Source organism: Pseudarthrobacter sp. NPDC080039 (genome assembly GCF_040702335.1).
GTDB classification, from domain to species: domain Bacteria; phylum Actinomycetota; class Actinomycetes; order Actinomycetales; family Micrococcaceae; genus Arthrobacter; species Arthrobacter enclensis_A.
The window spans coordinates 65,157-89,002 of the sequence record NZ_JBFBKY010000012.1; the positions used below are offsets into that span (position 1 = coordinate 65,157).

21 protein-coding genes and 2 tRNA genes are annotated in these 23,846 nt (G+C 66.7%); 19 read left to right on the forward strand and 4 right to left on the reverse strand.

Features of this window, described 5'->3' with window-relative positions; all coding sequences use genetic code 11:
- The first annotated feature begins 60 nt into the window (after positions 1-60).
- The 11 genes from obgE (at position 61) to mctP (ending at position 9,609) form a co-directional block, all read left to right on the forward strand.
- Entirely contained in the window at positions 61-1,650 is a 1,590-nt protein-coding gene (gene obgE / locus AB0313_RS13985; RefSeq protein WP_366306170.1) for a GTPase ObgE, read from the forward strand.
- A 4-nt stretch (positions 1,651-1,654) separates the two neighbouring features.
- Positions 1,655-2,791 (forward strand): glutamate 5-kinase, encoded by a 1,137-nt coding sequence (gene proB / locus AB0313_RS13990; protein WP_366306172.1) that lies wholly within the window; start codon positions 1,655-1,657, stop codon positions 2,789-2,791.
- 26 nt (positions 2,792-2,817) lie between these two features.
- Entirely contained in the window at positions 2,818-4,182 is a 1,365-nt protein-coding gene (locus AB0313_RS13995; RefSeq protein ID WP_366306174.1) for a glutamate-5-semialdehyde dehydrogenase, read from the forward strand.
- Between the two features lie 79 nt (positions 4,183-4,261).
- Positions 4,262-4,501 (forward strand): hypothetical protein, encoded by a 240-nt coding sequence (locus AB0313_RS14000; protein ID WP_141941769.1) that lies wholly within the window; start codon positions 4,262-4,264, stop codon positions 4,499-4,501.
- 55 nt (positions 4,502-4,556) lie between these two features.
- A complete protein-coding gene (gene nadD / locus AB0313_RS14005; protein WP_222116101.1) occupies positions 4,557-5,171 on the forward strand; it encodes a nicotinate-nucleotide adenylyltransferase in 615 nt (204 codons plus the stop codon).
- Between the two features lie 7 nt (positions 5,172-5,178).
- Positions 5,179-6,396 carry a hypothetical protein gene (locus tag AB0313_RS14010; protein ID WP_366306177.1) on the forward strand — a complete coding sequence of 406 codons (1,218 nt, stop codon included), beginning with the start codon at positions 5,179-5,181 and terminating at the stop codon, positions 6,394-6,396.
- 54 nt (positions 6,397-6,450) lie between these two features.
- Entirely contained in the window at positions 6,451-6,846 is a 396-nt protein-coding gene (gene rsfS / locus AB0313_RS14015) for a ribosome silencing factor (RefSeq protein WP_141941765.1), read from the forward strand.
- Positions 6,847-6,963: 117 nt separating this feature from the next.
- Positions 6,964-7,036: transfer RNA gene (locus AB0313_RS14020), tRNA-Ala, on the forward strand.
- Positions 7,037-7,289: 253 nt separating this feature from the next.
- Positions 7,290-7,362, forward strand: a tRNA-Ala gene (locus tag AB0313_RS14025).
- 196 nt (positions 7,363-7,558) lie between these two features.
- Complete coding sequence (locus tag AB0313_RS14030) at positions 7,559-7,936, forward strand: DUF3311 domain-containing protein (protein WP_141941762.1); 378 nt, start codon at positions 7,559-7,561, stop codon at positions 7,934-7,936.
- Positions 7,933-9,609, forward strand: a complete 1,677-nt coding sequence (gene mctP, locus AB0313_RS14035) for a monocarboxylate uptake permease MctP (RefSeq protein ID WP_141941760.1) — start codon at positions 7,933-7,935, stop codon at positions 9,607-9,609. The genes AB0313_RS14030 and mctP overlap by 4 nt, the downstream gene beginning before the upstream one ends.
- A 60-nt stretch (positions 9,610-9,669) precedes the next feature.
- Here the strand turns inward: mctP and AB0313_RS14040 are convergent, their stop codons facing one another.
- A complete protein-coding gene (locus AB0313_RS14040; RefSeq protein ID WP_366306180.1) occupies positions 9,670-11,010 on the reverse strand; it encodes a class I SAM-dependent methyltransferase in 1,341 nt (446 codons plus the stop codon).
- A 46-nt stretch (positions 11,011-11,056) separates the two neighbouring features.
- Here AB0313_RS14040 and AB0313_RS14045 point away from each other — a divergent pair, with 46 nt between their 5' ends.
- The 6 genes from AB0313_RS14045 to AB0313_RS14070 all read left to right on the forward strand — a co-directional run bounded on the left by AB0313_RS14045 (position 11,057) and on the right by AB0313_RS14070 (position 17,799).
- The gene (locus tag AB0313_RS14045) at positions 11,057-12,139 is read left to right on the forward strand and encodes an FAD-dependent oxidoreductase (protein WP_366306182.1); all 1,083 of its coding nucleotides are present in this window, start codon (positions 11,057-11,059) and stop codon (positions 12,137-12,139) included.
- A 41-nt stretch (positions 12,140-12,180) separates the two neighbouring features.
- Complete coding sequence (locus AB0313_RS14050) at positions 12,181-13,374, forward strand: methyltransferase (RefSeq protein ID WP_366306184.1); 1,194 nt, start codon at positions 12,181-12,183, stop codon at positions 13,372-13,374.
- Between the two features lie 168 nt (positions 13,375-13,542).
- Positions 13,543-14,742, forward strand: coding sequence for an ROK family transcriptional regulator (locus tag AB0313_RS14055; protein WP_141941751.1), 1,200 nt, complete (start codon positions 13,543-13,545; stop codon positions 14,740-14,742).
- A gap of 5 nt (positions 14,743-14,747) precedes the next feature.
- Positions 14,748-16,100, forward strand: a complete 1,353-nt coding sequence (locus AB0313_RS14060; protein WP_307306296.1) for an extracellular solute-binding protein — start codon at positions 14,748-14,750, stop codon at positions 16,098-16,100.
- A 2-nt stretch (positions 16,101-16,102) separates the two neighbouring features.
- Positions 16,103-16,984: a sugar ABC transporter permease gene (locus tag AB0313_RS14065; protein WP_141941747.1), complete on the forward strand. Its 882-nt coding sequence runs from the start codon at positions 16,103-16,105 to the stop codon at positions 16,982-16,984.
- The gene (locus AB0313_RS14070) at positions 16,981-17,799 is read left to right on the forward strand and encodes a carbohydrate ABC transporter permease (protein WP_366306187.1); all 819 of its coding nucleotides are present in this window, start codon (positions 16,981-16,983) and stop codon (positions 17,797-17,799) included. The genes AB0313_RS14065 and AB0313_RS14070 overlap by 4 nt, the downstream gene beginning before the upstream one ends.
- Here AB0313_RS14070 and AB0313_RS14075 read toward each other — a convergent pair.
- A complete protein-coding gene (locus tag AB0313_RS14075) occupies positions 17,796-17,993 on the reverse strand; it encodes a hypothetical protein (RefSeq protein ID WP_141941743.1) in 198 nt (65 codons plus the stop codon). The genes AB0313_RS14070 and AB0313_RS14075 overlap by 4 nt on opposite strands.
- Before the next feature lie 893 nt (positions 17,994-18,886).
- Between AB0313_RS14075 and AB0313_RS14080 the strand changes: the two genes are divergently transcribed.
- Both AB0313_RS14080 and metE read left to right on the forward strand, forming a co-directional pair.
- Positions 18,887-19,849 (forward strand): methylenetetrahydrofolate reductase, encoded by a 963-nt coding sequence (locus AB0313_RS14080; protein WP_141941739.1) that lies wholly within the window; start codon positions 18,887-18,889, stop codon positions 19,847-19,849.
- Positions 19,850-19,926: 77 nt separating this feature from the next.
- Complete coding sequence (gene metE, locus AB0313_RS14085) at positions 19,927-22,272, forward strand: 5-methyltetrahydropteroyltriglutamate--homocysteine S-methyltransferase (RefSeq protein WP_366306190.1); 2,346 nt, start codon at positions 19,927-19,929, stop codon at positions 22,270-22,272.
- Positions 22,273-22,348: 76 nt separating this feature from the next.
- Here metE and AB0313_RS14090 read toward each other — a convergent pair whose 3' ends face one another.
- Positions 22,349-22,855: a DUF2004 domain-containing protein gene (locus AB0313_RS14090; protein WP_141941735.1), complete on the reverse strand. Its 507-nt coding sequence runs from the start codon at positions 22,853-22,855 to the stop codon at positions 22,349-22,351.
- 46 nt (positions 22,856-22,901) lie between these two features.
- Positions 22,902-23,819 carry a LysR family transcriptional regulator gene (locus AB0313_RS14095; RefSeq protein WP_366306229.1) on the reverse strand — a complete coding sequence of 306 codons (918 nt, stop codon included), beginning with the start codon at positions 23,817-23,819 and terminating at the stop codon, positions 22,902-22,904.
- Between the last annotated feature and the right edge of the window lie 27 nt (positions 23,820-23,846).

Consider the following 23,846-nt stretch of genomic DNA (forward strand, 5'->3'; position numbering starts at 1 on the left):
GCATTACAATCGATGTGGCGTCCGCGGACGCCCACACAGACACCACTCGAGGAGATCCACGTGGCCAGCTTTGTAGACCGGGTAGTCCTGCACGTATCCGGCGGATCCGGCGGCCACGGATGCGTCTCCGTCCACCGTGAGAAGTTCAAGCCACTGGGCGGCCCCGACGGCGGAAATGGCGGCAACGGCGGCGACGTGATCCTTCGCGTCGACCACCAGACCACCACCCTCCTGGACTACCACCACGCACCCCACCGGCACGCCAGCAACGGCGGCCCCGGCATGGGTGACTGGCGCGGCGGGAAAAACGGCGAAACCCTGGTGCTGCCCGTCCCGGACGGCACCGTGGTCAAGACCAAGGACGGTGAGGTACTGGCTGACCTCGTCGGCGAAGGTGCCGAGTTCGTGGCGGCCGCAGGCGGCCTGGGCGGCCTGGGCAACGCTGCCCTTTCCTCGCAAAAACGCCGCGCCCCCGGCTTCGCGCTGCTCGGCATCGAGGGCGACTCCCGCGACATCGTCCTGGAACTGAAGTCAATTGCGGACATCGCGCTGGTGGGCTTCCCGTCCGCCGGGAAATCCAGCCTCATCGCAGCCATGTCCGCTGCCCGCCCCAAGATCGCCGACTACCCCTTCACCACGCTGGTTCCCAACCTCGGGGTAGTCCAGGCGGGAGACGTGCGTTTTACCATCGCCGACGTTCCCGGGCTCATCGAAGGCGCCAGCGAGGGACGCGGCCTGGGCCACCACTTCCTGCGCCACGTTGAACGCTGCGCCGCCCTGGTCCACGTGCTGGACTGCGGCACCCTTGAATCGGACCGCGACCCCCTCTCGGACCTCGCCATCATCGAGGCGGAGCTGGAAAAGTACGCCGTGGACATGAGCTACGCTGGCCAGGACGGCGAAGTGGTTCCCCTGAACCACCGCCCCCGCCTGGTTGCGCTGAACAAGGTGGACCTGCCGGACGGCAAGGACATGGCGGACTTCGTGCGCCCGGAACTCGAATCGCGTGGCTACCGCGTCTTCGAGGTATCCGCCACCAGCCATGAGGGCCTGCGCCAGCTGGGCTTTGCCATGGCGGAAATCGTCAAGGCCGCCCGCGACTCCGTTGCTGCCGCGCCGCCCAAGGTCCAGCCCGTCGTACTGCGGCCGCGCGCCGTCAACGAAACCGGGTTCAAGATCCGCCGCGAGGAGAAGAACCTGGAGCCGCTGTTCCGCGTCCTCGGCGAAAAGCCGGAGCGCTGGGTCAAGCAGACCGACTTCACCAATGAGGAAGCCATTGGCTACCTCGCGGACCGCCTCGCCAAGCTGGGGGTCGAAACCGAGCTGTTCAAGCAGGGGGCAAAGCCCGGCGACACCGTGGTCATCGGCGAAGACGACGGCGTCGTCTTCGACTGGGAGCCCACCATGATGGCAGGCGCCGAACTGCTGGCTTCCCCGCGCGGTACGGATCCACGCTTCGCGGACATAGGTGACCGGCCCACCCGAAGCCAGAAGCGCGAAGAGCAGCAGGAGCGCCGGGATGCCAAGGCTGCCGCCCGTGCCGAGCTTGAAGCTGAGCGGCGGGCAGGAATTTGGACTGAGTCCGTCAGCGCACGTCGGGCTGCCCAGCCGCTGAAGGAAAGCGGACTGGAAGCGGACGATGACCTCTAGGGGCATGACCGCGGACCCGGCCGTCCGTGCCGGGGACCGAAGCGCGCTGGCCGGTGCCCGCCGCATCGTGGTGAAGGTGGGGTCATCCTCGCTCACCAGCATCAAGGGCGGCATCTCGGAAGAGTCCCTCACGGCCCTCGCTGACGCCCTGGCGGCCAAACGCAACGCCGGCGCCGAGATCATCCTGGTTTCCTCCGGCGCCATCGCCGCCGGCCTGGCGCCGCTGGGCCTGGCCAAGCGGCCCCGCGATCTGGCAACCCAGCAGGCCGCCGCCAGCGTCGGCCAAGGGTTGCTCATGGCGCGGTACACGCAGGCCTTCGGGGCGCACGGCGTCACGGTCAGCCAGGTCCTGCTTACAGCCGAGGACCTGATGCGCCGCAGCCAGCACACCAACGCACTGCGCGCCATGGACCGGTTGCTGAACCTTGGAGTGGTCCCCGTCGTCAACGAGAACGACACCGTGGCCACCCACGAAATCCGGTTCGGCGACAACGACCGGCTGGCCGCCCTCGTGGCGCATCTGGTGCGCGCGGATGCCCTCGTGCTGCTGTCCGACGTCGACTCCCTGTATGACGGGCCGCCTGCCCAGGGTGCCAAACGCATCCCCCTGGTCACCGGTCCGCACGACCTCGAGGGCGTGTCCATCGGCAAGGCGGGCAAGGCCGGTGTGGGCACCGGCGGAATGATGACCAAAGTGGAAGCAGCCAGCATGGCCGCAGGCTCCGGCATCCATGCCCTGGTGACCTCGACGCCGAACGCGGCCGCGGCCCTGAACGGCGAGGACGTTGGCACCTGGTTCGCCGTCAACGGCTCCCGCAAGCCGGTCCGCCTGCTGTGGCTTGCCCACGTAGCCTCGGTCCAGGGGCGCCTGGTCCTGGACGAAGGGGCCGTCCGCGCCGTACGCCACCACCACACGTCGCTGCTGCCTGCAGGCATTTCCGCAGTGCACGGCGACTTTGAGCCTGGGGACGCCGTTGAACTGGCCGGTGCCGACGGCACCGTTGTTGCCAGGGGACTGGTCAATTACTCCTCCCAGGAGTTGCCGCACATGCTGGGACGGTCCACCCGGGAACTCGGCGAGGAGCTGGGCAGCGGCTATGACCGCGAAGTTGTTCATGTTGATGACCTGGTGCTGGTCTGAGCTGCCCGCTCGCCTAAACTTGGAGCATGACTGAAGCCCTGATGCACGCTGCTGAAAATACCGGAACCACTGCTGCCCACGCGCAGCCGGGTGCCTCAGCGGAACCGGCCTCAGCTGAAGTGGCGCTTTCCGCAGCAGAGGTGGAAGCTGCCGTGCACGCCATCGCCGATCGGTCCCGCCATGCGTCCCGCCGGATGGCCACCGCCAATCGGGCCTGGAAAGACCGCGGCCTGCGTGCCGTGGGGGCTGCCCTGCAGGAAAATGTGCAGGCGATCCTCGCCGCCAACGCCATGGACGTCCAGCGGGGCGAAGACAACGGCACCTCCAAGGCGTTGCTTGACCGGCTCACGCTCACCGAAAGCCGGGTAGCCGGCCTGGTGGCAGCCCTTGAGAACCTGGCCAACCTTCCGGACCCCGTGGGCAATGTGGTCCGGGGCCAGACCCTTCCCAACGGACTGCGCCTCCGCCAGGTCAATGTGCCCATGGGTGTGGTGGCAGCCATCTACGAGGCACGTCCCAACGTCACCGTGGACATTGCGGGCCTGGCCCTCAAGAGCGGAAACGCCGTGATCCTGCGTGGCGGCAGCGCTGCCGAAGCCACCAACCAAGTGCTGGTGCGGGTGCTTCGGGAGGCCCTGGAATCCGTGGGCCTTCCTGCCGACGCCGTGCAGACCGTTGACCAGTTTGGCCGGCCCGGTGCCAACGTCCTGATGAAGGCCCGCGGCAGGGTGGACGTGCTGATTCCCCGCGGCGGCCGGGACCTGATCCAGACCGTTGTGACCAACTCGGCCGTCCCCGTGATCGAGACAGGGGAGGGGAACGTCCACATCTTCATCGACGAATCGGCTGACGAAAACATGGCTGTCGAGATCGTGCTCAATGCCAAGACGCAGCGGCCCAGTGTTTGCAACACCGTGGAGACCCTGCTGGTGCACTCCGGCTCAACGGTGCTGCCTGCAGTTGCCGGTGCCCTGCGCAGCGCCGGCGTCCGCCTGCACGTGGACCACCGGATCAAGGCCGCGTTGCCGGGGGTCGAAACCCTCGAGGCCACAGACGTGGACTGGGGCACCGAATACATGGACCTGGATCTTGCCGTGGCCATGGTCGACAGCATGGACGAAGCCATGCAGCACATCCGGACCTGGTCCACCGGGCACACGGAAGCAATTCTCACCAATGACCTGGCCAACGCCGAGCGGTTTATTGCGGAAGTCGATTCGGCCGCCGTGATCGTCAATGCTTCCACCCGGTTCACCGACGGCGGGGAGCTGGGTCTTGGTGCCGAAGTAGGCATCTCCACGCAGAAGCTCCACGCCCGCGGTCCCATGGGCCTGACCGAGCTCACCACCACGAAGTGGATCGTCCAGGGTGAAGGCCAAGTCCGCGCATAGCAACGCGGTAACATAGACCAGAACCCGGAAAGCAGCGGAATGTTCCGCTGCCCGTAAATTCCTGAACATAGGGGAGAAAATGCTGCTCCAGCAGATTGCCATGTCCGTCGCCGCCGCAGGTGAATCCGGCCACGAGGCGCCTGCGCCGCTGTGGGCTGAGCCGTGGGTCTTCGGCGTGTCGATGTTCGCGATCCTGGTGGTGCTCATGTTCATCGCCTGGTCCTACAACAACCTGGGCAACCGCCACGCCCCCACCGACGAGCACGCGGATCCGCACCGGCAGCACCCCAACAAGCACGATCGCGGGCAGGGCCACTAAGATTTCCCACAACCTGCACCGCAATGGTGCCCGGGGGAGGCTGCGGCTGGGCGTGATGGGCGGGACCTTCGATCCCATCCACCACGGCCACCTGGTCGCGGCCAGCGAGGTCGCGGCCGAATTCGACCTTGACGAGGTGGTCTTCGTACCCACCGGGCAACCATGGCAGAAGTCCCATAAGCAGGTCAGCGAGCCTGAGCACCGCTACCTGATGACTGTCATTGCCACGGCTTCCAATCCGCGCTTCACCGTCAGCCGTGTCGACGTCGACCGTCCTGGTCCCACTTACACCATCGATACCCTCCGTGACCTTAGGGCGCAGCGGCCTGACGCAGATCTCTTCTTCATCACGGGGGCGGACGCGTTGGCCCAGATCCTCTCCTGGAAGGACATCGACGAGTTGTGGTCGCTGGCCCACTTCGTGGGAGTCACCAGGCCAGGGCACGTCCTTGACGGCATGGGCCGCGACGACGTGAGCCTCCTGGAAGTCCCGGCGATGGCCATCTCTTCCACGGATTGCCGCGCCCGCGTGGCAGCGAACAACCCGGTCTGGTACCTGGTCCCGGACGGGGTAGTGCAGTACATCGCCAAATACGGCCTGTATTCCGACCCGCCCGAAGGCGCGGAGGAACCAACTTCCGAAGCACGCGAACCAGCCAGTACTGAATGAGTCCTCAATGAGTCAGGAACAGCCACAAATCCGCAGCCGCCGGGAACTCCGGAAGGCCAGGGAAGCCCAGCAGCCTGCCACGCCCGAATCGGAGCAGATCCAGCCTGCCGCCGACCACACGGCTGGCCGTGCTCCTGCGACGGCAGGGCCGGAGGCTGCCGGTTCGGCCGGCGCCGCATCCCCGCCCCGTGCACAGCCAGCCCCGGAGCAGCCTTCCACCCAGCGTTCCTCCCAGATACGGGCCCGCGACCGTGCCGCGCTGCGGACCCTCAAGGAGCTCGAGGAAAAGGAAGGGCAGCTTTCTGCCGGTGGGCCGCCCACCCGCCGCCAGTTGCGCCTGCAGCAACTCAAAGAGCAGGCGCTCACGGCTGCGAACCCTGTTGTTCCCTCCGCCGCTCCTCCAGCCCCTGCGCCTGAGGCCGGAAGCAGCGCGGCCGCGACGAAAGCACCTGAGCCCCCGGCTGAGGCTCCCCTTGGCGCCCCGGATGGCATGACGGTGGAGCAGGCCCTGGAGGCGCGGGCGCTCATCGCGGCCCAGGCGGGGAACCAGACCTCCAAGGTGGAGCAGAGCGCTTCCCCCGATCCCGAAGCCGTGGACCCCGAGGACCTGGCCGAGCAGATTGCCCTTGCCGAGCGGGCAGCAGTCTTGAACCGACGGGCCATGGCACGGCAAAAGCTGGCTGAACAGGCCGGTACGCCTGCCGCCCCCGCCAGGCCCGTCGTTCCCGCTGACAAACCGGGCCCCTCCACCGCCAACAACCTGGCCATGGTGACGCCTCTTGAGTTCGTCCAGGTGCCCGGCGTCGATCGTCCCGTGATGAAGCCCCCGGCCACTTCCCATGTACCCGTCACAACGCGGCCCGGGACCAAGCTGCCGGGGGCTGGAAAACGCAAAACCCCGGCACGTACCAAGCCGTCTGCGGCCGACTCCGCCACGGGCCGTTCGCAGGTCATCGCCCGCGCGGAGGCTGCCGCCAAGGCTGCCACGCGGCCCAAGCCGGCCGCCCGTCCGGCGAGCCTCACGGAAGCCCCGTCCGAGGACCTCTTCGAGGATCTTCCCAGGGTGCCTGCCCGGTCCGCGTACGGCCTTGACCCACTGGATGCCGCCACCGCAGGACTCACCCGGGCCCGGCGGAACCGTGTCCTTCAGTTCTGCGTCCTCGCGTTCGGGATCCTGGCCCTCATTGCCGGCATCATCCTGATCGTCAGCGGCATGTCCCGCTGATCCCGCATCACAGCGCGCTGCCGGCTTCAACACTTAACCCAAACAAGGAGTCCCATGACTGCAACAGAATCGTCCATTGCCATAGCCCGTACGGCCGCGAAAGCTGCCGCCGACAAGATTGCCCAGGATATTGTGGCCATGGACGTGAGTGAGCGCCTGGCACTTGCCGACGTCTTCCTCATCGCGTCCGCGCCCAGCGAACGCCAGGTCAACGCCATCGTGGACGGGATCGAGGAAGAACTCGCCAAGCAGGACCTCCGTCCCGTTCGGCGTGAGGGCCGTTCGGGCGGCAGGTGGGTCCTGCTGGATTACGCCGACGTCGTGATCCACGTCCAGCATGAGGAAGACCGTGTTTTCTATGCCCTTGAGCGCCTGTGGAAGGACTGCCCCGTCGTGGACCTGCAGCTCGGCGACGACGCATCCGCCAAAGCTGCCGCAGTTTCGGACTAGCTGGGCGCGCCCAGCGGCGAATATTCCCGATTTGGAATTTTCGGAATTGCTGTTCTAAGATATTTGAGTTGCTTCGGGGGAGACCCTGAACGAGGCTCGCAAGGGCAGCAACAATCCGGGGCTGTGGCGCAGCTGGTAGCGCACCTGCATGGCATGCAGGGGGTCAGGGGTTCGAGTCCCCTCAGCTCCACCGGGTAAGTCCGTCGGAACCACTGGTTCCGGCGGACTTTTTGTTTCCACTACCTGTCCGGTCCGGTTGCACCCTGGCCTGCACTTTGCACCCTCGCCCGGATTTTGCACCCCCGCGTTCCCCGGTGAAGTGTCCAGTGGCGGGTGCTTCAGGGCCACGGCGCGCCGGCTGAAGGCCGATTGGCGTCCAGCGGAAAAGTGCATTACTCTGGTCAGGTTGCTCCGGGGAATTCGGCCGGAAACGACAAAAGTACGGGGCTGTGGCGCAGCTGGTAGCGCACCTGCATGGCATGCAGGGGGTCAGGGGTTCGAGTCCCCTCAGCTCCACCGGTACACAAAAAAGGGAACCATCACCACGTGATGGTTCCCTTTTTTGTTGCCATCGGCAACCGCCAGTGGGCCAAAACCCTTCCGGCGCAGGTCAAAGCGCGGTACAACTGTGAATGAGGGCACCATCGTCCCGCCTCCGGACGGCTTTCATCCAAAGCGGCGGCCGCGGGATGGGCTGACGAGGAGGTCGCAGATGTCCCACTCAGACGGTTCCGGCTACAGCCAGAACGGCGAAGCTTTTCCCGAAGATTCGCGCCTGACGCGCGATACCGCCATCCGCGGACCGGCCAGGCCCGCTCCCTATATCGGCGCCGGCATCCTGCTGGCCGCCGCCATACTGTTCCCGCTGTTGCCCCAGCTCTATGCCTTTGACGCGCCGCGGCTGGGCGGGATGCCGTTCTTCTATTGGTACCAGCTGGCCTGGGTGCCGGTTTCGGCGATATTGACCGGCTCTTCCTACTGGCTCGTCACCAAGGAAGACCGGCGACGCCGTGCCGAGGCCCGCGCCGGTGGGCCGCCCCAGGCAGGGAGTGCCTCTGCCCGAACGGGACTGGGAGGGGACCGGCCATGAACGGGCGCGAAATCAACTGGACTGCCCTGGTCATTGTTGTGCTGCTCTTCGTCGTCGTTGCCGTGATGGGCTTCCTGGCGGCAAAGTGGCGCCGGGGCACGGACGTGGAGGGGCTGCACAGCCTGGACGAGTGGGGTCTCGGCGGCCGCGGCTTCGGCACCTGGATCACCTGGTTCCTGCTGGGCGGTGACCTCTACACCGCCTACACTTTCGTGGCGGTACCGGCAGCGATGTGGGCGACGGGCGCGGTGAGCGGCTTCTTTGCCGTTCCGTACACCATCGTGCTGTATCCGATTATTTTCATCATCATGAGCCGCCTGTGGTCAGTGTCCCACCGGCACGGCTACGTAACGTCGGCGGACTTCGTCGGTGGCCGTTACGGGAGCCGGTGGCTCTCGCTGGCTGTTGCCGTTACGGGAATCGTCGCCACCATGCCGTACATCGCGCTGCAGCTGGTTGGCATCAAGGCAGTTCTGACCGTTCTGGGCCTGGGCAGTTCCGGCAACGTGCTGCTGACCGACCTGCCGCTGATCCTGGCCTTCGTCGTCCTCGCCGCGTACACCTACACGTCGGGCCTGAGGGCGCCGGCGATGATCGCCGTCGTCAAGGACCTGCTGATCTACCTTGCCGTGATCGTGGCCGTCATCTACCTGCCCATCAAGTTCGGCGGCTGGGACACCATCTTCGGGTCGGCCCAAAGCAAACTGGCCACGGTGAACCAGGCCACGGGCAAACCGGCCGGCGTCTTCATTCCCGGCGCCGCCAATTACTCGGCGTACTGGTCGCTGGCCCTGGGCTCGGCGATGGCATTGTTCATGTACCCGCACTCCGTGACGGCGGTGCTGGCCTCTAAAGCGCGCAACACCATCCGCCGCAACGCGGCCATCCTGCCGCTGTATTCACTGATGCTGGGCTTCCTTGCGCTGCTCGGTTTCGTGGCCATCCAGGCCGGCACCAAGCCGATTGACCTGGACGGCTCAGTCAACCCGCAGCTGGTGGTTCCGCAGCTGTTCCTTGACCAGTTCCCGGCCTGGTTCGCCGGGATCGCCCTGGCTGCAATCGCTATCGGCGCCCTGGTGCCCGCGGCCATTATGTCCATCGCCGCGGCCAACATGTTCACCCGCAACATCTATCGGGACTTCATCCGCCCGGACGTGGACGCCAGGACCGAGGCGAAAGTGTCCAAGATCGTCTCGCTGGTGGTCAAGGTGGGTGCCCTGGTCTTCGTGATAGCCATGGACCAGTCGGCGGCCATCAACATGCAGCTGCTGGGCGGCATCTGGATCCTGCAGACCTTCCCGGCTGTGGTGGCGGGGCTCTACACCCGGTGGTTCGACCGCTGGGCGCTGCTGGTCGGCTGGGCGGTCGGCATCATCTTCGGCACCGTTTCCGCCTACAACGTGGTCAACCCGGTCACCAAGGCCCACTTCGGCGGTTCGGTGGCTCCCATCCCCGGGACGGACATCAGCGTCTACATCGCCGTATCAGCCTTTGCGCTGAACCTGGTGGTCGCCGCCGTCCTGACTTTGGTGCTGAGGGCCCTCAAGGTCCGGACGGGCGAGGACATGACGCGCCCAACGGACTACGCGGCCGACGAAACCGACCCGAAGGTAGTCCAGATCGAAAAGATCCAGCACTACACCCAGCCCGGCGGCCCGTCCCCGGTGGCGTAGGCCCCCCGGGGGATAAACCGCCCTCCTGCCGGGTTACGTCCCGGCAGGAGGGCGCTGCCGTTACAGCCAGTCCGTGCGCCGCAGCGGCGGTTCCTCTCCGCCCGGCCGGCGCACCAGGACCTGGTTGACCCCCGTCAGTCCGTTTTCAAAACCGATGGCACTCGCGGCCATGTAGAGCCGCCAGACACGCGCGCGGCCCTCGCCGGCCAGCCGTACCGCCTGCTCCCAGTTCTGCTCCAGCCGGCTGACCCATGCACGGAGGGTCAGGGCGTAGTGCCGGCGCAGCGCCTCCACGTCCAGAACCTCGAACCGGGCAGTCTCCAGGGCGGACACCATCTCGCCCAGGCTGATCATCTCGCCGTCCGGGAAGACGTACCGGGGGATGAACGAATCCGGGTCCGGGCTGGTGGGTCCGGCGTTCCAGGAGATTGCGTGGTTCAGCAACCGGCCGCCGGGCCGCAGCAGCCCAAACAGCGCGGCGGCGTAGGCAGGGGTCTGCGCCCGCCCCACATGCTCCGACATGCCGATGGAACTGATCGCATCGAAGGGCCCGTCCGCAACATCCCGGTAGTCCTGCACCCGGATCTCCACACGGTCAGTCAGCCCCGCGTCCGCAACACGCTTACGCGCCAGTACCGCCTGTTCAGTGGACAGCGTCACGCCCACCACACTGACGCCGTACCGGGCCGCAGCGTGCATGGCGAAACTGCCCCACCCACATCCAACGTCAAGGACCCGCATTCCCGGCTGCAGGCCCAGCTTGCGGCAGACCAGGTCCAGCTTGGCTTCCTGCGCGGCGTCCAGGCCGTCCTCCGGTTTTGCATTGGCAGACTGTCCGGCGCCGTCCGCGGGCCACACCGCGCAGGAATAGACCATGGAAGGCCCCAATACCAGGGCGTAGAAATCGTTGCCGACGTCGTAATGGTGCGAGATGGCGGCCGCATCCCTGCCCTTGGAGTGCATCCTGCCTTTCCTGGCGACGCGTGCCTCCTCGGGCGGGGGAGCGGGATTGGGACCGAGCGCACCCAGCCGGACGGCTGTACGCACCAGGAGCCAAAGCTCGGCGGCCGACGGCGGACGGAAGGGGCCGGGCTCGGAAAACTTACCGGCCGAGCTCAACGCCGAGAAGGCCGCGAAGATGTCACCCGGTGCATCGATGTCACCGGCAACGTACGCCCGGCTCAAGCCCAGCTGCCCGGGCGACCACAGAATGCGGCGCAGTGCCTTCCGGGACCTGAACTCCAGGATGGGTGCATCTGCCGGGCCTGCCTCGGATCCATCCCAGGCGCGCAGCCGCAGGGGTATCTGCCCGGTGCCAAGGACCACCCCCAGAGCCCTTTCCAGCCGGGCCGCATGCCCTGTGGTTCCGGTTCCCGTCCGCGGCGCTGTTCCACTGTCCATGCGCCCACCCTAAGGCCGCGCGGGCCTCCGCGACTATCATTGGGGAGTGATTCCTGACCGGACCGATGTGGTGGTCATCGGAGCGGGGCAGGCCGGCCTGTCGGCCGCGTACCACCTCCAGCGCCGGGGACTTGACTACGCCGTGCTCGACGGGGAGGAAGGTCCCGGCGGTGCCTGGCGGCACCGCTGGAAGAGCCTGCGCATGGCCACGGTGAACGGAATCAGCGACCTGCCGGGCATTCCCAAACCTGAGGTTGATCCGGCGGAGCCCAGCTCCCGTTTCCTGACCCGCTACTTTGGAACCTATGAGGCGCAGCTGGGCCTCTCCGTTCGGCGGCCCGTCAAAGTCCGCGCCATCAGGCGGGAAGACGATGATCCGGCCGGCCGGCTGCGGATCGAAACGTCCGACGGCGAATGGAGCGCCCGGGCCGTCATCAACGCCACGGGTACGTGGACCCGTCCGTTCTGGCCCATCTATCCGGGCCGGGACCTTTTCCGGGGCAGGCAGCTGCACGTGGCCGACTACGTCTCCGCGGAAGAGTTCCGCGGCAAACACGTCATCGTGGTGGGTGGCGGCATCTCCGCCGTCGGCCTGCTGGCGGAGATCTCGCTGGTCACCTCCACCAGCTGGTTCACGCGCCGGGAACCGGTGTGGCGTGACGGGCCGTTCGACACCAGGGCCGGCCATGACGCCGTGGCGCTGGTGGAGGAACGCGTCCGCCAGGGGCTTCCGCCGCAAAGCGTTGTTTCGGTAACCGGGCTGATCTGGACACCTGCGCTGCGGGACGCCAGGGACCGGGGCGCCCTGGACCGCCAGCCGATGTTCACATCGATTGAACCTGACGGCGTCCGCCGCGCCGACGGCGGCCTCCTGAAGGCCGACGTCATCCTCTGGGCTACCGGCTTCAGGGCGGAACTGGAACACCTCGCCCCGCTGCACTTGCGTGGCCCCGGCGGCGGTATTGCCATGGACGCGACGCAGGTGGCAGCCGAGCCGCGCATCCACCTGGTGGGTTACGGACCGTCGTCGTCCACCATTGGCGCCAACCGGGCCGGACGGGCAGCAGTGGCGGCGATCATGAGGCTGCCTGGAATGCCGGCAGGGGTGGAACCGGTAACGTGGGGGTGATGCCCCGGGAGCCGGGGCGGGCAAAGGCAACAGAAGGCGGCATGACACCGGTGGCAGCAAACACGCTGGAGGACATTTTCCGGGTCCTGCGCCGGCGCCCGGACGTCGAAGCCCCCAACCTGCAGGCCTGGGATGCCACGGACCGGCTGCTGCTGGAGACGGCCGTGCAGCTGGGCCGCGCCGGCAGCAAAATCACTGTTATCGGGGACCGCTACGGCGCCCTGACGCTCGGCGCTTCGGCGGTGCTTGCCCCCGCGTCGCTGCGGGTGCACCAGGACCTGATCACCGGCGAAAGGGCCCTGCGGCTGAATGCTGCTGCCCTGGCTGGCGAAGACGGCCACCCACCCGGCCCTGCCGCGACTGATGCTGCCCATACCGGGAATGGCTTCGTCCAGCTGCCCCTGGGTCCCGAACTGTTGGCGGAAGCAGACACTGTGCTGCTGCAGCTCCCCAAAACCCTTGCGGAACTGGAGGAAATCGCCGCCCTGGTGGCCCGGCACGCCGCACCGGGTGTCCGCCTGCTCGCAGGGGGCAGGGTGAAGCACATGTCACTGGGCATGAACGCGGTCCTCGAACGGTACTTCGTTTCCGTCCAGCCGCAGCTCGCACGGCAAAAATCCCGGATCCTCCTGGCCTGCGGCCCCAGGCAGGTTACAACGTCCCCCCGCTTTCCCGTGGTGGAGCATCTCGCGGAACTGGACCTGGACGTGGCGGCCCACGGGGCTGTTTTCGCCGGCCCCCGCCTGGACATCGGCACCCGTTTCCTGCTGACGTTCCTGCCTGCGATGAAACCCGCACGCCATGCGGTGGACCTGGGATGCGGTACCGGCATCCTGGCCGCGATGTACGCCCGGCAGTTCCCGGCCGCTTCAGTGACGGCAACCGACCAGTCCGCGGCGGCCGTGCAGTCCGCCCTGGCCACCGCGCGGGCCAACGGACTCGCAGACCGGATTACCGTGCTGCAGGACGACGCGCTCAGCACCTTCCCTGACGGCACTGTGGAAACGGTGCTGCTCAACCCGCCCTTCCACGTGGGCGCCGGCGTCCACGCCGGCGCCGGCCTGAAGATGATCGGGGCGGCCGGCCGGGTACTGGCTCCCGGGGGCGAACTGTGGACGGTCTTCAACCGCCACCTGGCCTACGTACCGGCACTGGAACGGCTCGTGGGGCCTACAGACGTGGAGGGCCGGAACGCGAAGTTCACCGTCACGCGGAGCAGACGCCCCACCCACTGACGTGGGAAGACGCATGCCGCGCCGCGCCGCCGTCCATACATATGGGCGGCGGCGCACCCTTAACGTACGATTCAAAGCATCACCATCACAGGTAGCCGAAGACGTTTAGGGGACACAGTGTCTGAGATCCGCCAATCCTCTCCGAGACGCGGAACCAACTTGCCCAGGATGGGGGACTTCAACCTCACCGTCATCCTTGACGCAATCCGCAGGACTTCCGGTGGCCTCAGCCGCGTGGAGCTGGCCCAGATCGTTGGCCTGTCGCCGCAGACCATCTCGAATATTTCCCGGCGCCTGCTGGACCAGAACCTGATCGTGGAGGCGGGCAAGGAGGGGACTGGCCCAGGCAAGCCGCGCACCATCCTCCGCCTGAATCCCGGCGGCATGTACGCCCTCGGGGTCCACCTGGACCCGGCAGTAACAACTTTCGTGGTGCTGGACCTCGTGGGTGCCGTTGTCCGGCATTCGCGGATCAAGACACCCGGCGGAAACGATCCCTCCGCCGTCATCGCCACCATCGCAGCGGAACTCGCGCAGCTCGTGGAAGACTCCGGCGTTGACCGCAGCCGCATTGCAGGGCTCGGCGTCGCTGCCCCGGGCCCCATCGACCTGGACAACGGCACCGTGGTGGACCCCCCTCTACTCCCCGGCTGGGACCGGGTGGAACTGCGCGACGCGCTGGCCAGGGCCACCGGGTACTCGGTCCTGGTAGACAAGGACGTTACGAGCGCCGCCGTCGCCGAAACGTGGGCGGGCGGCCCCAGCGGCGCCGGCAGCTTCATCTTCATGTACATGGGCACCGGCATCGGCTGCGGCATCGTCCTGAACGATGAGGTGGTCCGGGGAACGTCCGGCAATGCCGGTGAAATCGGCCATATCATCGTGGACCCGGATGGGCCACCCTGCGACTGCGGCCAGCGCGGCTGCGTCAAATCCTCCGCCATCCCGCAGGTCCTGGTGGCGCAGGCGGAAGCGGCCGGAATCCTGGAAGGCCCTGCGGCCGGCAGCGCTGCCGAAATCCAGCAGAGCTTTTCCGAGCTCTGTGCGCGTGCGTACGCCGGAGATGAAGGGGCCTCCGCCATCCTGGACAGGTCCGCCACCCTGGTTGCGAGGGCCGCCTCGGTGGTCACCAACACCCTGGACGTGGAACGCGTGGTCTTCGGCGGCCCGTTCTGGACCTGCCTGGCGCAGCGTTACCTGGAACTGGTCCCGCCGCTCCTGGACGCCAACAGCGATGCCCGCCTGATCCACCCCATCGAGGTCGTCGGTACGGGGGTGGGGGAGGACGTGGGCGCCATCGGCGCCGCCTCACTGGTCCTTGAACATACCCTGGCGCCCCGGGCCCAGCGTCTCCTGCTGGAAAGCTGACGGGCATGCTTCGCCGCGCACCCAGGACGCTGTCCCTCCTCGCTGCCGCCACCCTGGTCCTGGCAGCCTGCACGCCCGCCGATCCGGGCGGCGGGAACAAGACCATCAAAGTGGCCTATCAGAAGACAGACTCCTTCACTGCCCTGGACAGCATGCTCCAGGATGCAAAAAAGGAGTTCGAAGCCGCAAACCAAGGCGTCACGGTCGACCTGCAGCCCATCCAGGCCAACGACGACGACTACGGAACCAAGCTGGCACTCGCCCTCCGGTCACCCTCGACGGCTCCGGACGTCTTCTACGAAGACACCTTCAAGGTCCGCTCCGACGTCGACGCCGGATACCTCCTGAAGCTGGACAGCCGCCTGGCAGGGTGGGGCGACTGGGGCAAGTTCGACGCCGGCGCCAAGGAAGCAGGCAAAGCGGACGACGGCGGCACGTACGCGGTGCCGCTGGGCACCGACACGAGGGCCATCTGGTACAACAAGAAGGTTTTGGAGACGGCAGGCATCAGCGTGCCGTGGCATCCGTCCAGCTGGCAGGACATCCTGGACACCGCCAGGAAGATCAAAGCCGCCGAGCCGGATGTGATCCCTTTCAACATGTACGCCGGCAAAGGCACCGGCGAGGGTACGGTCATGCAGGGCTTCTATGAGCTCCTGTACGGCACCGGCGCGGCCCTCTACGACCAGGATTCGAAAAAGTGGGTCGTCGGCTCAACCGGCTTCAAGGACTCGCTGACATTCCTCGACACGCTCTACAAGGAACACCTGGCGGTCGCCCCGGCCGACGCGCTGGACCCGAACATCTGGAAGAAGGTGTTTGGAGAGTGGTTCCCCAAAGCAAAGCTCGGGGCAACCGTGGAAGGCTCCTACGCGCCGTCGTTCTGGCAGGCCGGCGGAAGCTACGCTTGGCCGGGCTACGCGCAGGACATGGGCGTGGCTCCATTCCCCACGGAAAGTGGCGGGGCCCCGGGGGCGGTCAGCATGTCCGGCGGTTGGACCCTGGCCGTTGGTGCGGACACCAAGCAGCCGGACCTTGCCTTCAACTTCCTCACCACGGCCCTCAACGCCAAGAACTCCCTGAAGTTCACCGTGGCCAGTTCACAGATCGCCGTCCGCTCGGACGTTGCCGCTGACGCTGGTTACCAGTCAGCGAATCCGTTCGTGAAGGACGTCTCCGGCCTGGTGTCCGTCACCAGGTTCCGCCCGGCCACGTCTGACTACCCCCGGATCTCCGCTGCCGTCCAGGAAGCCACCGAGGCCGTCATCACCGGGAAGAGGACCCCGGAACAGGCGGCCGCCGACTATGACGCGGCCGTGGCCGGGATAGTCGGCGCGGACAAGACAATCCGGAAGTAGCATTGGCCGCCACCCACCGGGGGCGGCAGGTGGTCCGCTACCTGCCGGTCCTGCCCGCGGCCGTGCTGCTGCTCGTGTTCCTCGCGGGCCCCGTGCTGTGGGCCTTCCACGCCTCGATGACCAATGTTGGCCTCACAGGACGGCACGCCAGGAACCCGGAATGGGTGGGGCTGGAAAACTACCAGCGGCTGGTGCAGGACCCGGTCTTTCCGCTGTCGCTGGGGCTGACGGTCCTGTTCGTCGCTGGATCGGCCGTCCTGGGCCAGAACGTGCTGGGGCTGGCCCTCGCCGTACTCATGCGGCGCGCACGTCCGGCTGTCTCGGCAACGGTGGGCACCGCCGTCGTTGCCGCCTGGGTCCTGCCGGAAATCGTGGCCGCGTTCGCCGCTTATGCTTTTTTCAGCCGCGACGGCACGCTCAACCAACTCCTTGGCGGCCTGGGACAGCCGGAGACCGACTGGCTCTACACGGTGCCCATGGCGGCGGTGGTACTGGCCAATGTCTGGCGGGGGACAGCCTTTTCCATGCTGGTGTACCGCGCCGCACTGAACGGCGTCCCGGCCGAGCTGACCGAGGCGGCGCAGATGGACGGCGCCGGCGCCTGGCAGCGGCTGGCCTACATTACCCTGCCGGTGATCCGGGGAAGCATTGCCACCAACCTGATGCTGGTGACGCTGCAGACCCTGGCTGTCTTCACCCTGATCTGGGTGATGACCGCCGGCGGTCCTGCCAACGGAAGTACCACGCTGCCCGTGCTGGCCTACCAGGAGGCCTTCAAGTTCGGAGACATTGGCTACGGCACGGCTGTGGCCACTGTCCTGATTGTCATTGGCGGCGTGTTTGGCGCGGCCTACCTCCGCCTGCTCAGGGAGCAGAGGCCGTGAAACCGCGTGGCAGTACCTGGGCTGATGTGGTGTTGCTGCTGGTGGGCGCCTGTTTCGTGTTGCCGCTGCTGTGGCTGGTCTTCGGTTCCCTTGACCCGGCCGCCGGCCACGCTACCCGGGTTCCCCAACAGCCCGGCCTTGGGAACTTCTCCGCGGTCTTCACGCCCGGGCTGCTGTTCCTGCCACTGTGGAACAGCTTCCTTCTCTCCACCGGGACCGGACTGGTGACCCTCGTGGCTGCCGTGCTGGCTGCATACCCGTTGTCCCGCTACCGGTCCCGCTTCAACACGCCCTTTATGTACGGCATCCTCTTCGGGACCTGCCTGCCGGTGACTGCCATCATGGTCCCGGTGTACGGATTGTTCGTGCAGCTGCGGCTGCTGGACTCCATGCCCGCCACGGTGCTGTTCCTGGCCGCAACCAGCCTGCCCATGGCCATCTGGATGACCAGGAACTTCATGGATGGCGTACCGCTGGCCCTGGAGGAGGCGGCGTGGGTGGACGGTGCTTCCAGGTTGGCAGCGCTGCGGGCCATTGTGCTGCCGCTCATGCGTCCGGGCCTGGGCGTTGTATTCATTTTCGTGTTCATCCAGGCCTGGGGGAACTTCTTCGTCCCGTTCGTCCTCCTGCTGTCCGAGTCCAGCCAGCCCGCGGCAGTATCGATCTTCAGCTTCTTCGGCCAGCACGGCGCAGTGGCGTACGGCCAGCTGGCCGCATTCTCGATTCTCTATTCGGTGCCGGTCCTGGCACTTTACGTCGTCGTGGCGCGCGGGTCCGGCAACGCCCTGGCCCTTTCGGGGGCCGTCAGGGGTTAGTCGATGTCCTCGAGGACCACGCCGAAAGGCAGGGTGTCATCGAGATGCGCCTGGTGCCCGGTGGGATTGTTCACCACCCGGACCCCATGCAGCTTTTCCGCCGCAGACTGCATCAGCACGGGCCGGACCGTATCGACGAAGTGCTGGCTCTTGCCGGCGAGATATTCCTTGTAGCTGGCTGGAAGCTCAATCATGGCAAAAGGATAGACCTGCACCCGTCCCCATGGGGAGGGGTGCCCATTGCCGGGGTTCGTGGTGCCGGGCTTGGATAGGATGACGGGCGGGACACGGCCGGCCCGGCAGCCCGCCCAACACCGTCACCAGGGGAAATCCAGTGCTTTCGACCAGCGTGCCCGAAAGAATCCAGACGGCGGACTTTCCGTGGCCAACGTCGTCGAACCGCATAAAAGGGGCGTACGCTACCGGGGACCCGGCGTCGGCCCTTCCCCCTTACAAGGAGGCGCTGGCAGCGGCCGGCCAAGCACCGGAAAGCTGTCAAGCTGCGGACGCGGCAGCAGGAACGGGCAGCCGGCTGGCGGAGGCCAGGGAACGGCTGGACGCCAAACTCGGCGCCGCGGGGCAATCCCCCAAGCGCGCGCCCGGGGGAAGTCTCCCGGGGACACGCCGGCAGGGGCGCTGCAGGACCGGCTGGATCAGCTGCAGGACAGGTCACGGCAGGCGGGGCGGGAGCACAACAGCGGACGCGAACGGGAAGAGTACCTGGACAGCAACGACGGCACCGCGCCCGAACGGCCCTGATAGATTCGGTACTGGCGAAGGAAATTCTGCGGCCGGAAGAATCGGGCTGTAAAAGTGCGTCTTAATTCGGCGCCGACTTGAACCCGCCCCGGGTGGCCGCCTAAAGTTTTATACAAGTTACCGCGGTAACGTGTCAGCGATCCTCCGCTCCGGAGGGTGTGGGTGCCCCCATGTGGGCCTGACATTTGCTCACGGACTACTTCATGCAAGGCGTAACAGTCGCGGCTGCGTCCCTTGTGGAGTCCCTCCGTGTTCCCAAACTCAATTCATTGCCGGTCTCCCTTCCGTTTTCGCCGGGGACCCCAATGGCCCAAAGCCAAGGACGCAAATGTCACCACCAAGCCTGATTGACGCACATCCAAACCTCTCCGACACCGCCCCGGTGGCGCTGTCCTACGAGCTGTTCCCGCCGCGTTCGCCTGCGGCGGCGGAGACGCTCTGGACCACCATCCGCGAGCTGGAAACAACGGAGCCGGACTATGTCTCGGTGACATACGGCGCCAGCGGATCCAACCGGGACACCGCCGTCGAACTCATCAACCGGCTCCTGCTCGAAACCACGCTGCGGCCGCTTGCCCACCTCACCTGCGTGGGCAACAGCCCACAGGAACTCGCCGGCATCGTCGGTGAGTTGCTGGACACCGGGGTACGCGGAATCCTTGCCCTGCGCGGCGACCTTCCCAAAGACGCCAGCGCACCGGCCGCCGGATCCCTGCGCTACGCCCAGGACCTGATCGAACTCATCCGCCGGGTGGAGCAGCGCCGTTCAGCCCTGCTCTGCGCCGGCAAGATCGCCGTGGGTGTGGCCGCTTATCCCTCGCGGCACCCTGAATCGCCCAGCGAGGAACACGACGTGGAGGTGCTGCTGGCCAAGCAGCGCTCCGGGGCTGACTTTGCCATCACCCAGGTGTTCTTCGAGACCAGGCAGTACGCGGACCTGCTGACCCGGGCACGCCGTGCCGGCGTGACCATCCCGATCATCCCGGGAGTCATGCCGCTGACCAGCCTCCGCCGGCTCAAACGGCTGGGAGAGCTTACCGGGGTGGAGCCGGCACCACAGCTGATGGCGCGCCTCGCCGCGGCCGGCAGTGACCTCGAACGGCTCCACATCGGCGTCGACGCCACCGTCGACCTCGCCAATGCCGCCCTTGATGCGGGCGCTCCCGGCATCCACATCTACACCTTCAACGAGCACCAGAGCGCACTGGAGGTGCTGGACAAGCTGGCCCTTCCGCGGCGCAGCCGCCCCGGCAGCCGGCGTGCCTCCGGCGCCGCCCAGCTCGCCGGCTGACCAGCACTTTCGCAACCTTCGCCCGCGGGCGCCAAACCCCGGACTGCACACACGTCTTCGACCCAAGGAACTTCGCCATGCCCAAAAACACCCTGCCCACCAACGCCACACCCTTCCCCTCCGCCTCCCTCCTCGGCTACCCCCGCATCGGCCGGCGCCGCGAGCTCAAAAAGGCCGTTGAGGCCTACTGGGCAGGAAAGATCGACGCCGCTGCCCTGGAGGCGGCCGCCAGGGACATCCAGCTGTCCATCGCCAGGCGCCTGCAGGAACTCGGCCTCACCGAAGCCGCCGCAGTGCCGGGCACCTTTTCCTACTACGACCAGGTCCTGGACACCACCGCGCACCTGGGCGCTGTTCCGGCACGCTTCGGCAAGCTCCTCAACGCTGAAGGTCAGCTGGACATCGACGGCTACTTCACGCTGGCCCGCGGCACCAAGGACCAGCAGCCCCTGGAAATGACCAAGTGGTTCGACACCAACTACCACTACCTGGTGCCGGAAATCGGTCCGGAGACCAGTTTCGCCCTTGCCTCCACCGCCAAGGTCGACGAGTTCGCCTTCGCCCTGGAAAACGGCGTCGAAACCCGCCCCTACATCGTGGGTCCGGTCACCTACCTGCTCCTGTCCAAGGCCTCGGACGAGGCTCCGGCCGGCTTCGCACCGCTGTCCCGCCTTGAGGACATCCTTCCGGTATACGTAGAGCTGCTGCAGAAGCTGTCCGCCGCGGGCGCCGGCTGGGTCCAGCTCGACGAACCCGCCCTGGTGGTAGACCAGGACACCCCCGCCGCCGAGATCGAAGCCGCTGTTGCCCGGGCCTACGGTGTCCTGACGGCGGCAGCCAACCGCCCCCAGATCCTTGTTTCCACCCCGTACGGTTCGCTCGAGGGCCAGCTGGGCACCCTCGCCGCAACCAACATCGACGCGCTGCACATCGATGTCTTCAAGGGTGCCGTGCCCTCCGCAGCTGCGCTGGCCGGGCTGGGCAACAAGACCCTGGTGGCCGGCGTCGTGGACGGCCACAACATCTGGCGCAACGACCTCGCCGCGTCAGCTGCCAAGCTGGACGGGCTGAAGGCAGCCGCCGGCAGGCTCGCCGTTTCAACCTCCACCTCCACCCAGCACGTCCCGCACGACGTCGACGAGGAAACCCAGCTGTCCCAGCAGCTCCGCAGCTGGCTGGCATTCTCCGACCAAAAAGCCGTCGAGGTCAGGACCCTGGCGTCCTACCTGGCGGACCCAGCCTCCGCCCGGGCCGCCATCGACGAAGCAACCGCCGTGATCGCCTCCCGTGCCACCGCAGCAGGTGTCCGCCGCGCCGACGTCCGTGCGCGCACCGAAGCCCTGACCGCGGCCGACTTCGCCCGCTCCGACTACTCCGTCCGTGAAGCAGCCCAGGAAGAAGCACTCCACCTGCCGCCGCTGCCCACCACCACCATCGGGTCCTTCCCGCAGACGGCTGAAATCCGTTCCGCCCGGGCACGCAACACCAAGGGCGAGCTGAGCGATGAGCAGTACGAACAGCTTATGAAGGACGAGATCAGGCGCGTGGTGGACCTGCAGGAACAGCTGGGCTACGACGTCCTGGTCCACGGCGAGCCCGAGCGCAACGACATGGTCCAGTACTTCGCGGAAAACCTTGAGGGATTCGACGTCACGGTCCACGGCTGGGTCCAGTCCTACGGCTCCCGCTGCACCCGTCCCTCCATCCTCTGGGGCGACGTTACGCGCAGCGCCCCCATCACGGTGAAGTGGGCAGAATATGCCCAGTCCCTGACCAGCAAGCCCATGAAGGGCATGCTCACCGGTCCGGTCACCATCCTGGCGTGGTCCTTCGTCCGCGATGACCAGCCGCTGGGCGAGACCGCCAACCAGGTCGGCCTGGCGCTGCGTGACGAAATCGCGGACCTTGAAGGGGCCGGCATCAAGGTCATCCAGGTGGACGAGCCTGCCCTGCGCGAACTGCTCCCGCTGCGCAAGGCCGACCAGGCCCACTACCTGAAGTGGTCGGTTGACTCGTTCCGCCTGGCTACGGCCGGAGCCGCCGATTCAACCCAGATCCACACCCACCTCTGCTACTCCGAGTTTGGCGTGATCATCGACGCGATCGACGGCCTGGACGCCGACGTGACGTCCATCGAAGCGGCCCGCTCCCGCATGGAGGTTGTCCACGACCTCGAATCCCACGGCTTCGGCCGCGGTGTTGGCCCCGGCGTGTACGACATCCACTCGCCCCGCGTCCCGGGTGAGGCCGAGGTCAGCGAGCTGCTGTCCACCGCCGTCAAGCACGTTCCCTCCCGCCAGCTTTGGGTCAACCCGGACTGCGGCCTGAAGACCCGCGGCTACGCCGAGACCGAGGAGTCCCTGCGCAACCTGGTCAAGGCCACCCAGCAGGTCCGTGCGCAACTGCTGGAAGCAGCCAAGTAGCAACCAAGAAAAAATAACGGGTTTCGACGGGCTCAACCACCGGTGGTTGAGCCCGTCGAAACCCGCCGTCGTTAATTCAGGACTCCCAGACGATCTCGTCGTCCACCACGCCGTCCTGGTCCGCGGAGGCCACCAGGACCTCATCGGTGAAGTGCTCGCCGAGCGTGAAGTCCATGACGAAGTAGCGTTCGGGCTGGCCCGGGTAGATCCCCACGTGGCCCAGCTTCAGGGCCTTGAGGAAAACCTCGTTGGTGAGCTGGCTGCGGTCCTGGACGCCAAAGACTTTGTGCAGGTGCTCGTCCTTGAGCGCGTTGCAGTGGAAGTGCAGATACTCCTGCGGGCTGGTGCCCTCCTGCTCAAGCTCCTCTGCAATCATTTCCCGGACTTCGTCAACGAGCTCGGGGAGGAAGCGGAGCCGGTACTCAACTTTGCGGAGTGCCGCCTCGTCGAAGTGATCGTGGGCGTTGATGTTCAGGTCGAGTTCCAGCGGATGGCCGTGCAGCTCGTGCTTGGCGGCGAAGAGGTGGTCCGCGCCGTGGTTGAGCTCAATCTCTCCAAAGTGCTGGCTCGCTACCTTGTTCATAGTCTCAACATAGACCCGAAGGGCCGGACCATTCCAGCGTTCGGGGCTAATTCACCGCGGTGCGCATCCCGGCAAGGGTTTCGGCCAGCAGGTCCAGGAAAAGCTGCACGCGCGCGGTCTTCCGGTCGTTGATCAGCAACGCAAACACGTTCCGGGCCAGTCGAATTTCCGGGACATCCAGCACCACCACGCCCGCCGGTTTGTTCCGCAGCGCGAGCTCCGGAACCAGCGCGGCGCCAAGCCCCGCGGCTGCCATTTCCAGGCTGGCATGGAAGTCGTCACTGTGCGCCACCACCCGGGGGTGCAGGTTGCAGCCGGCGAACAGGCGCTCGATCACCATGGCGTCGCTGGTGCCGGGGTGGTGCATGATCCACGGCATTTCCGAAAGATGATCCGCCGCCACCTTGGCGTCGGCACGGAATCCCCACCCGGCCGGCAGCACCACCCGGAAGTCGTCGTCACCGATCCATTGGCGGTTGATGGTGTTGGGCCAGGCGAATCCGGTTTGCCCCACCTGGAACACCACGGCGAGGTCCAGGTCGCCGCCGGTCCGCAACCCCTGGATGGTTTGGCCGGGTTCCGCAACGGACACGCGCAGGTCGATGCCGAGCTTCTTCCACGCGGGGTTCTTCAGGATCCGGGGCAGGACGTACGTGGCCAGGCTGGGAAAGATGCCCAGCCGCAGTTCCTGGCTTTCCGTGTCCCGCGTCCTGGAGGCGGCTGCCATCAGCGCTTCAATATCCGTGAGCACCTTGGCGGCGTGCCGGGTCATGACGACGGCGGCTTCCGTAGGAATCACGGCGCGCGCCGACCGTTGGAAGAGGGTGACGCCCGTTTCCCGCTCCAGGGCGGACATCTGCTGTGAGACGGCGGACGCCGTGTAGCCTAGCGTTGCCGCCGCCGCGGCGAACGAGCCCAGCCTCGTAACCTCCAGGAGGGTCTTCAGGTGCACGGGATTTACCACGAGCCCACAGTACTGCACCCATCCGCG

What these genes read in the sequence shown, in the direction of transcription:
- proB (WP_366306172.1), top strand. Translation starts at nt 1,655, where the DNA reads ATGACCGCGGACCCGGCCGTCCGTGCCGGGGACCGAAGCGCGCTGGCC.
- AB0313_RS13995 (WP_366306174.1), top strand. Translation starts at nt 2,818, where the DNA reads ATGACTGAAGCCCTGATGCACGCTGCTGAAAATACCGGAACCACTGCT.
- AB0313_RS14000 (WP_141941769.1), top strand. Translation starts at nt 4,262, where the DNA reads ATGCTGCTCCAGCAGATTGCCATGTCCGTCGCCGCCGCAGGTGAATCC.
- nadD (WP_222116101.1), top strand. Translation starts at nt 4,557, where the DNA reads ATGGGCGGGACCTTCGATCCCATCCACCACGGCCACCTGGTCGCGGCC.
- AB0313_RS14010 (WP_366306177.1), top strand. Translation starts at nt 5,179, where the DNA reads ATGAGTCAGGAACAGCCACAAATCCGCAGCCGCCGGGAACTCCGGAAG.
- rsfS (WP_141941765.1), top strand. Translation starts at nt 6,451, where the DNA reads ATGACTGCAACAGAATCGTCCATTGCCATAGCCCGTACGGCCGCGAAA.
- AB0313_RS14030 (WP_141941762.1), top strand. Translation starts at nt 7,559, where the DNA reads ATGTCCCACTCAGACGGTTCCGGCTACAGCCAGAACGGCGAAGCTTTT.
- mctP (WP_141941760.1), top strand. Translation starts at nt 7,933, where the DNA reads ATGAACGGGCGCGAAATCAACTGGACTGCCCTGGTCATTGTTGTGCTG.
- AB0313_RS14040 (WP_366306180.1), bottom strand. Translation starts at nt 11,010, where the DNA reads ATGGACAGTGGAACAGCGCCGCGGACGGGAACCGGAACCACAGGGCAT.
- AB0313_RS14050 (WP_366306184.1), top strand. Translation starts at nt 12,181, where the DNA reads ATGACACCGGTGGCAGCAAACACGCTGGAGGACATTTTCCGGGTCCTG.
- AB0313_RS14055 (WP_141941751.1), top strand. Translation starts at nt 13,543, where the DNA reads ATGGGGGACTTCAACCTCACCGTCATCCTTGACGCAATCCGCAGGACT.
- AB0313_RS14060 (WP_307306296.1), top strand. Translation starts at nt 14,748, where the DNA reads ATGCTTCGCCGCGCACCCAGGACGCTGTCCCTCCTCGCTGCCGCCACC.
- AB0313_RS14075 (WP_141941743.1), bottom strand. Translation starts at nt 17,993, where the DNA reads ATGATTGAGCTTCCAGCCAGCTACAAGGAATATCTCGCCGGCAAGAGC.
- AB0313_RS14080 (WP_141941739.1), top strand. Translation starts at nt 18,887, where the DNA reads ATGTCACCACCAAGCCTGATTGACGCACATCCAAACCTCTCCGACACC.
- metE (WP_366306190.1), top strand. Translation starts at nt 19,927, where the DNA reads ATGCCCAAAAACACCCTGCCCACCAACGCCACACCCTTCCCCTCCGCC.
- AB0313_RS14090 (WP_141941735.1), bottom strand. Translation starts at nt 22,855, where the DNA reads ATGAACAAGGTAGCGAGCCAGCACTTTGGAGAGATTGAGCTCAACCAC.